This is a genomic window from Streptomyces sp. NPDC004065, from assembly GCF_044903565.1.
GTDB lineage: Bacteria > Actinomycetota > Actinomycetes > Streptomycetales > Streptomycetaceae > Streptomyces.
In genome coordinates, this window is sequence record NZ_JBJDQT010000001.1 from 142,392 (window position 1) to 156,081 (window position 13,690).

The following is a 13,690-nucleotide window of genomic DNA, read 5'->3' on the forward strand; positions in this document are numbered from 1 at the left end:
CTCCTTGCGATGTCCTCGGCCCTCGGGTGGTCCGGTCTGTGCGGGGCTGTCCGTGGTCCGGGCCGGATCCACGGTACCCGGCGCACGCGGCGCACCGGTACCGTCCCGAGGTGTCGGCGGGGTTTCTGTCAGTTGCCGTGCGAGGAGCCGAGCACGAGCGAGACGTGGTGCTCGATCCCGCCGCGCCGGACGGTGAGCCGCAGCCGGTCGCCGGGGCGGTGGGCGCGGGTCTTGACGATCAGTTCCTCGCCCGAGTGCACCCGCTGGCCGTCCACCTCGGTGATCACGTCGCCCGCCCTGATGCCGGCCTTGGCGCCCGGACCGCCCGGGGTGACCGGGGACCCGCCGTTGCGCCCCTTGGCGCCGACCTTGGCGCCGTCGCCGGTGTAGTTCATGTCGAGGGTCACGCCGATCACCGGGTGGCTGGCCCGGCCCGTGTTGATCAGTTCCTCGGCGACGCGCTTGGCCTGGTTGACGGGGATGGCGAAGCCCAGCCCGATGGAGCCCGCCTGGCCGGTCTGCAGGTCCGAGCCGGTGTCGGCGGAGCGGATGGCGGAGTTGATGCCGACCACCCGGCCCCGGGTGTCGAGCAGGGGGCCGCCGGAGTTGCCGGGGTTGATGGGGGCGTCGGTCTGGAGGGCGTCGACGTACGACACGTCGCTGCCGTCGCCCTTCTCCCCGCCGGCGGTGATGGGCCGCTCCTTGGCGCTGATGATGCCGGAGGTCACGGTGTTGGCGAGGTCGAAGGGCGCGCCGATGGCCACGACCGGGTCGCCCACCTGCACGTTGTCGGAGTTGCCCAGCGGCATCGGGGTCAGGCCCCGCACTCCGCGCACCTGGACGACGGCGAGGTCGTAGCCGCTGTCGCGGCCGATGATCCGGGCCTTGGCGGTCTGGCCGCCGCTGAAGGTGACGGATATGTCGCCGCTGGAGGCGGCGGCCTCGACGACGTGGTTGTTGGTGAGGATGTGGCCGAGGCGGTCGAGCACGAAGCCGGTGCCGGTGCCCTGCTCGCCGGAGCCGGTGACGTGCAGGGTGACGACGCTGGGCAGGGCGCGGGCGGCGATCCCGGCGACGCTGTCCGGGGCGCGTCCCGCGGGCTCGTGCCCGGCCTGCGGCAGTTCGACGGCGCCCACGCCGCCGTTGCGCTCGATGTACGCCCCGAGGAGACCGCCGAGCCCGCCGGAGGCCAGGGCGAGCAGCACGGCCGCCCCGGCGATGGCCCGCCGCACGCGCCGCCGCCGCTTCTCTGGCGAGAGCATGCCCGCACCGCTCTGCTGAAACGGCGCGGCGACCGGGCTCGCCGCCCAGGGGTCGTAGCGCTCCCAGGGCCCGGCAGCGGGCGGGGCGTCGGCGGGGACGGCAGCGGCACCGCCGAGGGGGGCGGGGACGGGAGCGGACGTGGTGTGGGGGCCGGGGGCGGGGGCGGGCGCCGCATGAGCGTCGGGAACGGGCGCGGGCGCCGCGAAGGGGTCGGGGGCGGGAGCGGACGCCGCGAGGGCGGCAGGGGCGGCAGGGGCGGCAGGGGCGGCAGGGGCGGCAGGGGCGGCAGCCGCATGGGGATCGGGGGCGGGAGCCGGCGCCGCGAAGGGGTCGGAGGCGGGAGCGGACGCCGTAGCGGGGTCCGCTCCGGGGTCCGCGGCCGGAGCGTGCCCGGCGGCCGGGTGCCCGACGGGTGCGGACGCGGACGCGGTGACATCGTCCTGCGGGGCCGGGGAGGGCCCCTGGGCAGGCGGGACGGGCGGTACGGGGCCGGGGGCCCGAACCGTGCCCGGCGGCTGCGCGCAGTCGCCGGGATGCGCGGGCACGGGCGGCTGCGCCACGCTCCCGCCCGCCGCGGAGGCCACGGCGGGGTGCTGGACAGGCGGCGCGGGCGCCCAGGGCCCCGGCTCGCCGTAGGGCGGGGTGCTGTAGGGGTCGGGGTCGTGCAGGGGCCGGGGCCACTCCTCGCGGGGGCCGTCGCCGAGGGCCGGCGCAGGGGCCGCCTGGACGGCCGGTGGCTCGCTTGCGGCCGGCTGTCGGGTCCCGGGGTGCTGACCGCTCTCCGGTACGACGGCTGGGGCCCCGTCCCCTCCCACCGCGGGCGGCGAGACTTGCCCGGCCGCGGGCACCTCGGCGGCGGGCTCGCCCTGCTGGGCCGGGGAACCCGGACCCTGCGCGGGCGCGGGCACCTCGGAGGCGCCGCCGCCCTCCTCCGCCGGGGAAGGCGAAACCTGCCCGCCCGCGGGCACCCCGGAGCCGGGGTCACTCTCGACCGGCATGGAACCCGAACCCTGCCCGGGCGCGGGCGCCTCGGAGGCAGCCTCGCCCCCCTCCGCCACGCAACCGGGACCCTGCCCGGGCGCGGGCCCCTCGGCGGCGGCCTCGCCCCCCTCCGCCACGCAACCGGGACCCTGCCCGGGCGCGGGCCCCTCGGAGGCAGCCTCGCCCCCCTCCGCCACGCAACCGGGACCCTGCCCGGGCGCAGGCCCCTCGGAGGCAGCCTCGCGCCCCTCCGCCACGGAACCGGGACCCTGCCTGGGCGCGGGCGCCTCGGAGGCAGCCTCGCCGGCGGGAGCCGGCGGGGTGGGGCGGGGGAGCTCGAAGTCGCCCTCGCCGGCCGTGCCGGCGGAGGTCGGGTCGGGGCGCCCCGGGACGCAGTCCTCGGGCGCGTCCTGCCCGGCGGCGTCCGTCACGCCGTCCGGGTGGGCGGCGGGCCGCTCCAGCTCGTAGTCCCCCTCGTCGCCCGCGTGCCGCGTGGCCCCCGCCGTCGCGTCTCCCGCCCGTGCCGGCGGCACGGACGGTGCCGCCTCCGGGCCCGGCGCGGGTGCCGGGTCCCCGGACTGCCCGGGAGTCACGGGCCGGGGTCGGTTCCACCACTTCGGGCGGGTGGACTTCGTGGGCTTCCCCTCGTTCATGTTCTCCCCACAGCGGGCCCCGGCACGGCTCCTCGGCGCTGGCCGTGCGTCGTCGTCTGCGCGCCCGGACCGGTGTCATGGGCGCGACCACCATGGATTCAACCAGGTTCGCGCGCCGCGGCGCAGGGCCGGGACGCCGCCGCCTCAGTGCGCCGTGCGCGCGGGCGCCGCGGGGGCGAGGCCGGGCGTCGTACCGGGGACGGACCCGGTGACCAGGCCGGGGGTGCCGGGGGCGGCTCCCGTGGACCAGGAGGTCAGGGAGATCGGCGGGGTCGTGTTGAGCGGACGTATCAGCGGGGACATGACGGCCGCGCCCGCGAGCACCGGTGTGGTCAGGGTGCGCAGTTGCTCCGGCGCCTGCCCGTCGGCCGGAAGCGGCGCTCCGGGGAGCAGCGGCGCGGACAGCGCGGTCGGCGCCGCCGGTGCGCTGCCCGGGGCCCGCCGGCCGAGCGCCGAAGGCGGCCCGGGCGACTGGCGGCGCCGCGCGACCTCGGGGGCCGTCGCGGCGGAGCCCGCCGTACCCGCCGGAGTGACGTTGCTTCCGGTGCCGGAGCCGCCGCGGGCCTCCGCGGCCGCGTCACCCGGCGTACCGGCGGTCACCCCGCCCAGGGCGACCGCGGCCAGCGACACCGCCCCTGCGGCCACGAAGGCGAACCGCAGCCCGCGCGAGGCGGAGCGCTCCCCCTCGGTGCGGCCGACGGGGTGGATCCGGAAGCCACCGCCGGCCTCCGGGCCGACGGGGCCCGGCCCGGCGGGAAGCACGCCGAACCCGAACCGGTCCTCGCGCTCGAGGCCGAACGTCCCGGACCCGCCGGACCGTCCGGGGAGCCCCGGCAGCCCGCCGGGGAATCCTCTCCCGCCCAGCGGTGGGCCGTCCCCGCCGGCGCCGCCGCCCGGCAGGCCCTGGAGGCGGGCCAGGAAGCTCTCCGAGGGCGGCGGCGGGGCCGCCTCCGCGAAGACGTTCTTCAGACGGCGCTGCGCGTCGACCTCCGCCTTGCACTTCGGGCAGGTCGCCACGTGCGCCAGTACGCGCTCGCGCGCGTCATGGCCGAGCTCTCCGTCCACCAGGGCGGAGAGCCGGTCTCCCAGATGCTGTTCCGCGAGGCCGCTCGCGGCGGGGTCGGTTCGGGATCCACTCACGCGGTCGCGCCCCCTCCTCCCAGCGCGGGGACCCGGGGCACGAAGCTGCGGCGCTCGGCGCGGGCCTGGGGCGAGCGGTGGGCGAGGGCCTTGCGCAGCTGGGAGCGGCCGCGGTGGATGCGGGAGCGGACCGTGCCGAGCTTGACGCCCAGGGTCGCGGCGATCTCCTCGTAGGACAGTCCCTCGATGTCGCACAGCACGACCGCGGCGCGGAACTCCGGCGCGAGGGTGTCCAGCGCCTGCTGGACGTCGGCGTCGAAGTGGGCGTCGTTGAACAGCTGCTGCGGGGTGGGCTCCTTGCTGGCCAGCCGCTCGGCCGCGTCCTCGCCGAGCGCGTCGAAGCGGATGCGCTGCTTGCGGCGGACCATGTCGAGGAAGAGGTTGGTGGTGATGCGGTGCAGCCAGCCCTCGAAGGTGCCCGGGGTGTAGGTCGACAGGGAGCGGAAGACGCGGACGAAGACCTCCTGGGTGAGGTCCTCGGCGTCGTGCTGGTTGCCGGTGAGGCGGTAGGCCAGGCGGTAGACACGGCCGCTGTGGGTGCTGACGATCTCCTCCCAGGTGGGCGGAGTCCACGCCTGCCCGTCCGCGTCGGTGGAGAAGGTCGCGGTCTGGGCGTAGCCGTCGGCGTGGCTCGGGTCAGCAGCGGTGTCGTTCACGGATTTCGGCCTGCCCGGCGATCCGAGGAAGCGCCGGAGCACTCCTCCCCGATCCACGGGCGGGGCCGCACCTCCCCTGTCGGCTCTGGTGGTGTCCAGTGGAGCCCCTACCATAGCCACCTCGCCCGTTAGCTCCGGATAAGCGGTTTTACGAAAGTTTGACACGCGCTGCCACGGCTCATCCGGCTGCGGCAGCACTTGCCGGCCGTCCCGTTCCATCCCTTACCCCCCGCCGCGTCCCCCGTCACTTCCTCTCCCCTTCAAACGACTGGTCCCATCTGCGGGTTCCCGGGCCCAACGGATACAGTCACGCCCAGGCACCCACGGGGACAGGAGAGGGTCATTACCGGCAACCGGCAGACGAGCTGGGCGTTCGCCGACGCCTATGTCGCCGAGGACGACGCGCTGCGGTGGGCCCGGGAGCGGGCCCGTGAGGCAGGGCTGCGCTCGGTGTCGCCCGGCGCGGGCGCCGCGCTGCGGCTGCTCGCCGCCACCGTGGACGCCAAGGCGGTCGCGGAGATCGGCACCGGTACCGGGGTCTCCGGCATCCATCTGCTGCACGGCATGCGGCCGGACGGGGTGCTGACCACCGTCGACCCCGAGCCCGAGCATCAGCAGTTCGCCCGGCAGGCCTTCCGGGCCGCCGGCTTCGCCGGCAACCGCGCCCGGTTCATCCCCGGCCGCGCCCTGGAGGTGCTGCCCCGGCTCGCGGACGCCGGGTACGACCTGGTCTTCTGCGACGGCGACCGGCAGGAGTACCTGGACTACCTCGCTGAATCGTTGCGCCTGCTGCGTCCGGGGGGCCTGGTCGTGTTCGAGGGCGTCTTCGCGCACGGGCGGACGGTGGACTCCGGGCCGCAGCCGACGGAGGTCCTCAGACTGCGGGAACTGCTGCGCACGGTGCGCGAGAGCCAGGAGCTGGTGCCGTCCCTGCTGCCGGTCGGCGACGGCCTGCTGTGCGCGGTCAAGCGCTGAACCGGCGTCGGGCCGCTGTGCGCGGTCGGGCGCCGAGCCGGGCCGGGTCCGGGAAAACAGCGGCCCCGGCACCGCTTACGATGCCGGGGCAGCCGAAGAGTATGGTCGCTTGCGCGTCAGCCGACGACCTTCTTGAGGGCGTCGCCGAGCGCGTCGGCCTCGTCAGGGGTCAGCTCGACGACGAGTCGACCGCCGCCTTCGAGCGGAACGCGCATGACGATGCCCCGCCCCTCCTTGGTCACCTCGAGCGGGCCATCACCCGTCCGCGGCTTCATGGCCGCCATGCTCGTTCCCCTTCCTGAAACCCAGCTCATCGTCAAAGCCGACGGCCCCATCGAGAGGGCACGCGCGCGGTTTCCTGCCCAGAAACGGTCCAGGACACGCGACACCGGCATCGAACACATTGCTTCCCAGCCATTATCCCGCATCTCAGGACCCGATGACCAACATCAGTCGGCATCGCTTGGGCAACGCGCGCGAGCAAAACCACTCAATTCGGGGATGTGACTGCGATACTGCGCGCTCTCCCCGACCCGCGCCGGCCGCGCACCCCGCGGAATTCTTTGACGCAGGTCACACGTCAGGTCCGCGCCGCCACCGGTGAACTCCGTCATGCTGTCCTCGGACAAGGGACGTACTGAGCGGTACGTCAGGACCGTGACTGCGGAGGGGAAGACCCATGGCCGACACCGTGCTCTACGAGGTGAGCGACGGGCTCGCGACGATCACGCTGAACCGCCCCGAGGCGATGAACGCGCTGAACGTCGCGACCAAGGTCGCCCTCCGCGACGCGGTCCAGTCCGCGGCCGGCGACGGGGCCGTGCGGGCGGTGCTGCTGACCGCGGCCGGGGACCGGGCGTTCTGCGTGGGGCAGGACCTCAAGGAGCACATCGGGCTGCTGGCGGCCGACCGGGAGACCGGCTCGGGGCACACGATGAGCACCGTGCGGGAGCACTACAACCCGATCGTGCGGGCGCTGGCCGGGGCGGCCAAGCCCGTGGTCGCGGCGGTGAACGGGGTCGCCGCCGGGGCGGGCCTCGGCTTCGCGCTCGCCGCGGACTACCGGGTCGTCGCCGACACGGCCTCCTTCAACACCTCGTTCGCGGGTGTCGCGCTGACCGCCGACTCCGGCATCTCCTGGACCCTGCCCCGGGTCGTGGGCCCCGGCCGCGCCGCCGACCTGCTGCTCTTCCCGCGCAGCATCAGCGCGCAGGACGCGTACGAGCTGGGCATCGCCAACCGGCTGGTGCCGGCCGCCGAGCTGCGCGCCGAGGCGGAGAAGGTGGCCAGGGCGCTGGCCGAGGGCCCGACGGTGGCGTACGCGGCGCTCAAGGAGGCGATGGCCTACGGGCTGACGCACTCCCTGGAGGAGACGCTGGAGAAGGAGGACGAGCTCCAGACACGCGCCGGGCAGTCCGAGGACCACACCATCGCCGTCCAGGCGTTCGTGAACAAGGAGCGACCGAAGTACCTCGGCCGCTGAGGCGGGGCGGCCGGGACCGGCCGCTGAGCCGGGTCCCCTGGACGGGCCGCCCGGACGAGCGAGTCCCGGGACCCGCCGCCGGGACGCGCCACCGCGACGGGTCCCCGGGACGGCCACCGGGCCGGCCCGCCAGGACCGGCCGGCGCGACGAGTCCCAGCACCGGCCACCGGGCCGGCCCGCCAGGACCGGCCACCGAGCGCGCCACCGGCACCGGCGGCCACCGCGGCGGGCCACCGCGACGGGCCGCCGGGTCGGTGCGCCCCGCGGGTGCGCGTCGTCCCGGCCCCCGCCGGGGGTCAGGGGCGGCGCGCCACGCAGTCGGTGAGGTGGTCGTCGACCAGGCCGCAGGCCTGCATCAGGGCGTACGCCGTCGTCGGGCCGACGAAGCGCAGGCCCCGCTTCTTCAGCGCCTTGGCCAGGGCCGTGGACTCCGGGGTGACCGCGGGGACGTCGGACAGCACCCTGGGGGCCGGGCGGCCGGCCGGGTCGGGGGCGTGCGACCAGATCAGGGCGTCCAGCTCGCCCGGCTCCCACTCGGCCAGCACCCGCGCGTTGGCGAGGGTGGCGTCCACCTTGGCGCGGTTGCGGATGATGCCGGGATCGGCGAGCAGACGCTCGCGGTCGGCGTCGGTGAACCGGGCGACCGCCGCGATCCGGAAGCCCGCGAAGGCGGCGCGGAAGCCGGGGCGGCGGCGCAGGATGGTGATCCACGACAGGCCCGACTGGAAGGCCTCCAGGCTGAGCCGTTCGTAGAGGGCGTCGTCCCCGTGCACCGGGCGGCCCCACTCCTCGTCGTGATACGCCACGTACTCGGCCGCGGACAGCGCCCACGGGCAGCGCGGCCGCCCGTCGGGCCCGGCGACCGCCGCGCCGGCCGTCACCGCGGCCGGCGCACCCGCGTCCCGTTCCGGCAGGCCGGCCGCCGCCACGGCGTCCGCCGTCCGTCCCGCCGTCCGTCCCGCCGTGGGCTCCGCGCCCCGCACCGCGGCCGCGTCGGTCACTGCTGCTCCTCCGTCCCGGGCTTGTTCAGGCGGACGTGGGCCGCCGCCGCCCGGGCGCCGGCCAGCGCGGACTCCAGCTCGGCGATCCGGGAGTCGCGCTCGGCGAGCTCCGCGCCGAGGCGGCTGAGGGCGTCGTCCACGTCCGCCATGCGGTAGCCGCGCGGCACCATCGGGAAGCGGAGGCTCTCCACGTCGGCGCGGCCGAGGGGCCGGTCCGGCGGCAGCGGGTCCTGCAGCCGCTCGGGCGCCGCCTCCGGCAGCGGGCCGGTGCCTTGACCGCCGCCGACCACGGCGAGGGTCACCGCGGCGACCACGACGGCGAGTGCGACGACCAGGAACAGGAACATAACCATCGCTGAGGTCCCCACGGGGTTTCGGAGTCGGTCGGGTGTGTCAGGGTCCGATCGTGCCATGCGACGCCGGCGGTTAGGGTCGCCGGCGGACGGAAACCGGAAGCAGAAGGAGAGGTCACAGCGGATGCTCAGGCTGGGCAGGCGTGAGTTCGGTGCGCACGAGCCGGTGATCATGGCGATCGTGAACCGGACCCCCGACTCCTTCTACGACCGGGGGGCGACGTTCCGGGACGAGCCGGCCCTCGCGCGCGTGGAGCAGGCGGTCGCCGAGGGAGCGGCGATCATCGACATCGGCGGGGTGAAGGCCGGCCCCGGCGAGGAGGTCACGGCCGAGGAGGAGGCGCGGCGCACCGTCGGTTTCGTGGCGGAGGTGCGGCGGCGGTTCCCCGACGTGGTCATCAGCGTGGACACCTGGCGGGCCGACGTGGGCGAGGCCGTCTGCGAGGCGGGCGCCGATCTGCTGAACGACGCGTGGGGCGGTGTGGACCCGCGGCTCGCCGAGGTGGCGGCGCGGTACCGGGCCGGGCTGGTGTGCACGCACGCGGGGGGCGCACGGCCCCGGACGCGGCCGCACCGGGTGGCGTACGACGACGTCATGGCCGACATCCTGCGGGTGACCGTGGGGCTGGCCGAGCGGGCGGTGGCGCTGGGCGTGCCGCGGGAGTCCGTGCTGATCGACCCGGGGCACGACTTCGGGAAGAACACCCGGCACAGCCTGGAGGCGACCCGGCGGCTGGGCGAGATGGTGGCCACCGGGTGGCCGGTGCTGGTGTCCCTGTCCAACAAGGACTTCGTCGGGGAGACTCTGGACCGGCCGGTGAAGGAGCGGGTGGTGGGCACCCTGGCCACCACGGCCGTCTCCGCGTGGCTGGGGGCGCAGGTCTACCGGGTGCACGAGGTTGCCGAGACGCGGCAGGTGGTGGACATGGTGGCCGCCATCGCCGGCCACCGGGGACCCGCCGTCGCCCGCCGGGGTCTGGCCTGAGCGCCCCGCCCCGCCGGGGTCTGGCCTGAGCGCCCCGCCCCGGCGGAGGACGGCCCGGGCCCGGCGCGCGGCCCGGCCCCCGCGGGGTCGGCCCGGCCCCCTGCCTCCCCCGCCTCCCCCGCCTCCGCCGGCGTCGAGGCGGTCTAGCGCAGGTCTAGCGCCCCGCCTCCTTGGACATCAGGGACACCGCCTCGTCCACGTCGTCCGTGACGTGGAAGAGGGTCAGGTCGCTCTGCTTGGCCTTGCCCTGGGCGATCAGGGTGTTCTCCAGCCAGTCCACCAGGCCGCCCCAGTACGCGGCACCGAAGAGCACGATCGGGAACTGGGTGACCTTCTGGGTCTGGACCAGGGTGAGCGCCTCGAAGAGCTCGTCGAGGGTGCCGAGGCCGCCGGGCAGGACCACGAACCCCTGGGCGTACTTGACGAACATCATCTTGCGGACGAAGAAGTAGCGGAAGTTCAGCCCGATGTCGACGTACGGGTTCAGCCCCTGCTCGAACGGCAGCTCGATGCCCAGTCCGACGGAGGTGCCGCCGGCCTCGCACGCGCCCTTGTTCGCCGCCTCCATCGCGCCCGGGCCGCCGCCCGTGATCACCGCGAACCCCGCCTCGACCAGGCCCCGCCCGAGCCGCACCCCCGCCTCGTACTCGGGCGAGTCCACCGGCGTACGCGCCGAGCCGAAGACGCTGATCGCCGGGGGGAGCTCGGCCAGGGTGCCGAAGCCCTCGATGAACTCCGACTGGATGCGCAGCACCCGCCAGGGGTCGGTGTGGACCCAGTCCGTGGGGGCGCGCTCGTCCAGCAGGCGCTGGTCTGTGGTACTGGCCTGGACCTGGCCCCGCCGCCGGAGGACCGGTCCCAGGCGCTGCTCCTCCGGTGGCCGCCGCTTGCCCTCGGGGTTGCCTGTAGCCATGTGTGCTCCCTCCGCAGTGAGGTCTCCCCGGCCCGGGCGGGATGGGAGCCCGGGCGGGGGTCGTTCCGGATCAGCCTAGATCCGGACGGGTGGCCGGCGGGGGACCTCGCCGTGTCCGCCGTGCGCAGCGGCCCGACCGCCCCTGCCCGACCGCCCGTGCCCGACGGCCCGTGCCCGACGGGGGCCGGGCGATCAGGCGGTCAGGCGGTCGGGACAGTCAGGCGGTCAGCCAGGCCCGGAGCCGCTCCTCGCCCGCCAGGATCTTCGCGGTGTCCACCCGCTCGTCCCGCTTGTGCGCCAAGTGCGGGTTCCCGGGGCCGTAGTTGACCGCCGGGACGCCGAGCGCGGAGAAGCGGGAGACGTCCGTCCAGCCGTACTTCGGCCGCGGGGTGCCGCCGACCGCCTCGACGAACGCCGCCGCGGCCGGGTGGCTCAGCCCCGGCAGGGCGCCCGGGCTGTGGTCGTCCACCACGAACTCCGCCACCCCGCAGCCGGCGAAGACCTCGCGGACGTGGGCGACGGCCTCCTCCTGCGTACGGTCCGGGGCGTACCGGAAGTTGACGGTGACCACGCACTCGTCGGGGATGACGTTGCCCGCCACCCCGCCCGAGATGCCGACCGCGTTGAGGCCCTCGCGGTACTCCAGCCCGTCGATCACCGGGTACCGCGGCTCGTACGCGGCCAGGCGGGCCAGGATCGGCGCCGCCGCGTGGATCGCGTTGGAGCCCATCCAGCCGCGCGCGGAGTGGGCCCGCTCCCCGGTGGTCCTCAGCAGCATCCGCAAGGTGCCCTGGCAGCCGCCCTCGACCTCGCCGTCGGAGGGCTCCAGCAGGATGGCGAAGTCGCCCGCCAGCCACTCCGGGCGGGCCTCGGCGATGTGCTTGAGGCCGTTGAGCTCGGCCGCGACCTCCTCGTTGTCGTAGAAGACGAACGTCAGGTCGCGATTGGGGGCCGGAACGGTGGCCGCGATGCGCAGCTGCACCGCCACCCCCGACTTCATGTCGCAGGTGCCGCAGCCCCAGAGCACCCCGTCCTCGTCCAGCCGGGAGGGCACGTTGCCGGCGATCGGGACGGTGTCGATGTGCCCGGCCAGGATCACGCGCTCGGAGCGCCCCAGTGCGGTGCGGGCCACGACGTTGTTGCCGAGGCGGTCCACCGTCAGGTGCGGCAGCGCGCGCAGCGCCGACTCGACGGCGTCGGCGAGCGGCTTCTCCGTGCCGCTCTCGGAGGGGAGGTCGACGAGCTGCGCGGTCAGCCGTGCGGCGTCCAGCGAGAGGTCAAGCGGGGTATCGGCCATGCGGTCGACCCTAACCCGCCGAACCTCCCGAGGGCCGCCGCGTTTTGTCCACACCCGGCTCGGCGGCCCCAGGGGCCTCCAGTACCTTGTACGCGTGTCTGAGCCGTCCCCCACCCCCCAGCGCAAGCGCCGCGGCCGCCTCCTCCGCCTCGGGGCGGCCCTCGCGGTCCTGCTCGCACTCGCGGGCTACCTCACGGTCCAGTACCTCACGGGCGGCGCCGGCGGTCCGGGCTGCAAGGTCGTCTCCGGCAAGGAGGACGGCGCGTCGTACGAGTTCACCCCGGAGCAGGCGGTGAACGCGGCGACGATCGCGGCCGTCGGCAGCGGGCGCGGCATGCCCGAGCGTGCCGTCACCATCGCCCTGGCCACCGCCCTCCAGGAGTCGGGCCTGCGCAACATCCGGCACGGCGACCGGGACTCCCTCGGCCTGTTCCAGCAGCGGCCCTCGCAGGGCTGGGGCACCCCCAAGGAGATCATGGACCCGACCTACTCGGCCGGGATCTTCTACGAGCACCTCGCCAAGGTCCCCGGCTACACGCGGCTGCCGCTGACCGTGGCCGCGCAGCGCGTGCAGCGCAGCGGTTACCCGCAGGCGTACGCCAAGCACGAGCCGGACGCCACCCTGCTGGCCGCCGCCCTGACCGGGCGCGCCGCGGCGACGCTCACCTGCCAGGGACGCCCGGGGGCCACCCGCAGCACGGGTCCGGACGCGGTCCGCGCCGCGCTGGTGCGGGACTTCGGGCGGGAGGTCGTCCAGGAGGCGGGCGCCGAGGTGGGCGACGCGGGTGCGGACGGCGGGCGGACGGGGGCGGCCGGGTCCGCGGCGTCCGCGGGCACGGGCACGGCGCCGGCCTCCGACGCGGCCCCGTCTCCGGCGGCGGGCACGGGCTCCGGCTCCGGTACGGGCGGGCGGACCGTGACGCTGCCCGTGCGCGGGGGCGGCGGTGCCGGCGCCGCCGCCGGGCGGGACGCGCGGCAGCGCGGCTGGCAGCTGGCGCACTGGGCGGTCGCCAACGCCTCGGCCCTGCACATCGAGCGGGTGTCCTACGCCGGGCAGGAGTGGACGGCCGGGATCACCGACAGCCAGTGGCGGCGCACGGAGGCGGAGGGCGCCGCCGGGTCCGAGCGGGCCGCCGGCGCGGTGCGGATCACGACTGGGCGCTAGTACGGGCCTTCACCCTCCGGGGTGATGCCGGGCGTATCGGCGCGGTACGGCGGGAAGGATGCCGTGCGCCTCCGTCGTGGGCGCCGCACCCCTTGGGGACACAGCGCCGTAAGGATTCCGCAGACCCTTCGGGCGGCCGCTTCCCGCCCGGGTCCGACCGGAACCGACCACACGACGCATTACCAATTCTTTACGTCGGTCCTGCGCAACCTTCGAGGGCTTCGAGCGGTAGTCACTGCGTCCGAGTCCGGCCGGGGAACGAACCACCGGGCAAGGCTGGACACTTCAAGGATCTCTCCCGTCGAAGGAGCAACATGTCCCTCCCCCTGACCCGCCGGATCGCCCGTACCGCGCTGCTCGTCGCAGCGGGAGCGGCCGCCGGGGTCGGTGCGGCCGGCTCCGCCGGCGCTGCCACCCAGCTGCCGGCCACCCCGAACCTCGGCGGCCTGACCGCCGTGGACGGGGCACACGTCGGCAGCACCGTGGACAGTACGGCGCAGCACGTCACCGGGGTCGCGGGCGACACCGGCGGCAAGACCGTCAAGCAGACCGTGCCGGCCGCGGGCAAGGCCGGCGGCAAGCTCGTGAAGAAGACGGCGCCGATGGCGCAGAAGGCGGCGGGCGAGGCGGCCGGGTCCGCGGGGAACCTCCTCGGCGACACCACGCGGACCGCGACGAAGGCCGGGCTGCCCGGGAAGGGGCTGCCGGTCTCGGGGCTGCCGCTGGCCGGCTGACCGCCGGTCGCGCGTCCCGGCGGGCCCGGGCGGGGTCCAGGGTGCTCCCCTGGGCCCCGTCGGTGTATGAGTGCGCTCCTGGACCCCGCC

Annotated in this window: 13 protein-coding genes; 5 read left to right on the forward strand and 8 right to left on the reverse strand. The window is 75.8% G+C overall.

Annotated elements, in window-relative coordinates; all coding sequences use genetic code 11:
• Nucleotides 1-128 precede the first annotated feature (128 nt).
• From ACI2LW_RS00660 to sigE, 3 genes are all read right to left on the reverse strand, one after another.
• Complete coding sequence (locus tag ACI2LW_RS00660; RefSeq protein WP_404728928.1) at nucleotides 129-2,261, reverse strand: trypsin-like peptidase domain-containing protein; 2,133 nt, start codon at nucleotides 2,259-2,261, stop codon at nucleotides 129-131.
• Between the two features lie 780 nt (nucleotides 2,262-3,041).
• Entirely contained in the window at nucleotides 3,042-4,037 is a 996-nt protein-coding gene (locus ACI2LW_RS00665; protein ID WP_404728929.1) for an anti-sigma factor family protein, read from the reverse strand.
• On the reverse strand, nucleotides 4,034-4,693 hold the full coding sequence (gene sigE / locus ACI2LW_RS00670; RefSeq protein ID WP_404728930.1) for an RNA polymerase sigma factor SigE: 660 nt from the start codon (nucleotides 4,691-4,693) through the stop codon (nucleotides 4,034-4,036). Before sigE ends, ACI2LW_RS00665 begins: the two co-directional genes overlap by 4 nt.
• A gap of 276 nt (nucleotides 4,694-4,969) precedes the next feature.
• Here sigE and ACI2LW_RS00675 point away from each other — a divergent pair, with 276 nt between their 5' ends.
• Complete coding sequence (locus ACI2LW_RS00675; protein WP_404729480.1) at nucleotides 4,970-5,668, forward strand: O-methyltransferase; 699 nt, start codon at nucleotides 4,970-4,972, stop codon at nucleotides 5,666-5,668.
• Nucleotides 5,669-5,784: 116 nt separating this feature from the next.
• Here ACI2LW_RS00675 and ACI2LW_RS00680 read toward each other — a convergent pair whose 3' ends face one another.
• Complete coding sequence (locus tag ACI2LW_RS00680) at nucleotides 5,785-5,952, reverse strand: DUF3117 domain-containing protein (RefSeq protein WP_003966491.1); 168 nt, start codon at nucleotides 5,950-5,952, stop codon at nucleotides 5,785-5,787.
• Nucleotides 5,953-6,347: 395 nt separating this feature from the next.
• On the opposite strand from ACI2LW_RS00680, the gene ACI2LW_RS00685 reads away from it, so the two are divergent.
• Complete coding sequence (locus tag ACI2LW_RS00685; RefSeq protein ID WP_404728931.1) at nucleotides 6,348-7,151, forward strand: enoyl-CoA hydratase/isomerase family protein; 804 nt, start codon at nucleotides 6,348-6,350, stop codon at nucleotides 7,149-7,151.
• A gap of 297 nt (nucleotides 7,152-7,448) precedes the next feature.
• Here the strand turns inward: ACI2LW_RS00685 and ACI2LW_RS00690 are convergent, their stop codons facing one another.
• Both ACI2LW_RS00690 and ACI2LW_RS00695 read right to left on the reverse strand, forming a co-directional pair.
• On the reverse strand, nucleotides 7,449-8,033 hold the full coding sequence (locus ACI2LW_RS00690; protein ID WP_404729481.1) for a DNA-3-methyladenine glycosylase I: 585 nt from the start codon (nucleotides 8,031-8,033) through the stop codon (nucleotides 7,449-7,451).
• Between the two features lie 116 nt (nucleotides 8,034-8,149).
• A complete protein-coding gene (locus tag ACI2LW_RS00695; protein ID WP_404728932.1) occupies nucleotides 8,150-8,506 on the reverse strand; it encodes a DivIVA domain-containing protein in 357 nt (118 codons plus the stop codon).
• 124 nt (nucleotides 8,507-8,630) lie between these two features.
• On the opposite strand from ACI2LW_RS00695, the gene folP reads away from it, so the two are divergent.
• Nucleotides 8,631-9,491, forward strand: coding sequence for a dihydropteroate synthase (gene folP / locus ACI2LW_RS00700; protein ID WP_404728933.1), 861 nt, complete (start codon nucleotides 8,631-8,633; stop codon nucleotides 9,489-9,491).
• Between the two features lie 154 nt (nucleotides 9,492-9,645).
• Here folP and ACI2LW_RS00705 read toward each other — a convergent pair whose 3' ends face one another.
• Both ACI2LW_RS00705 and dapE read right to left on the reverse strand, forming a co-directional pair.
• On the reverse strand, nucleotides 9,646-10,404 hold the full coding sequence (locus tag ACI2LW_RS00705; protein WP_404728934.1) for a TIGR00730 family Rossman fold protein: 759 nt from the start codon (nucleotides 10,402-10,404) through the stop codon (nucleotides 9,646-9,648).
• A gap of 217 nt (nucleotides 10,405-10,621) precedes the next feature.
• The gene (dapE, locus tag ACI2LW_RS00710) at nucleotides 10,622-11,701 is read right to left on the reverse strand and encodes a succinyl-diaminopimelate desuccinylase (RefSeq protein WP_404728935.1); all 1,080 of its coding nucleotides are present in this window, start codon (nucleotides 11,699-11,701) and stop codon (nucleotides 10,622-10,624) included.
• Between the two features lie 94 nt (nucleotides 11,702-11,795).
• Between dapE and ACI2LW_RS00715 the strand changes: the two genes are divergently transcribed.
• Together ACI2LW_RS00715 and ACI2LW_RS00720 are read left to right on the forward strand one after the other, a co-directional pair.
• Nucleotides 11,796-12,866 (forward strand): heavy metal transporter, encoded by a 1,071-nt coding sequence (locus ACI2LW_RS00715; RefSeq protein ID WP_404728936.1) that lies wholly within the window; start codon nucleotides 11,796-11,798, stop codon nucleotides 12,864-12,866.
• Nucleotides 12,867-13,180: 314 nt separating this feature from the next.
• Complete coding sequence (locus tag ACI2LW_RS00720; RefSeq protein ID WP_404728937.1) at nucleotides 13,181-13,600, forward strand: ATP-binding protein; 420 nt, start codon at nucleotides 13,181-13,183, stop codon at nucleotides 13,598-13,600.
• Nucleotides 13,601-13,690: the final 90 nt, after the last annotated feature.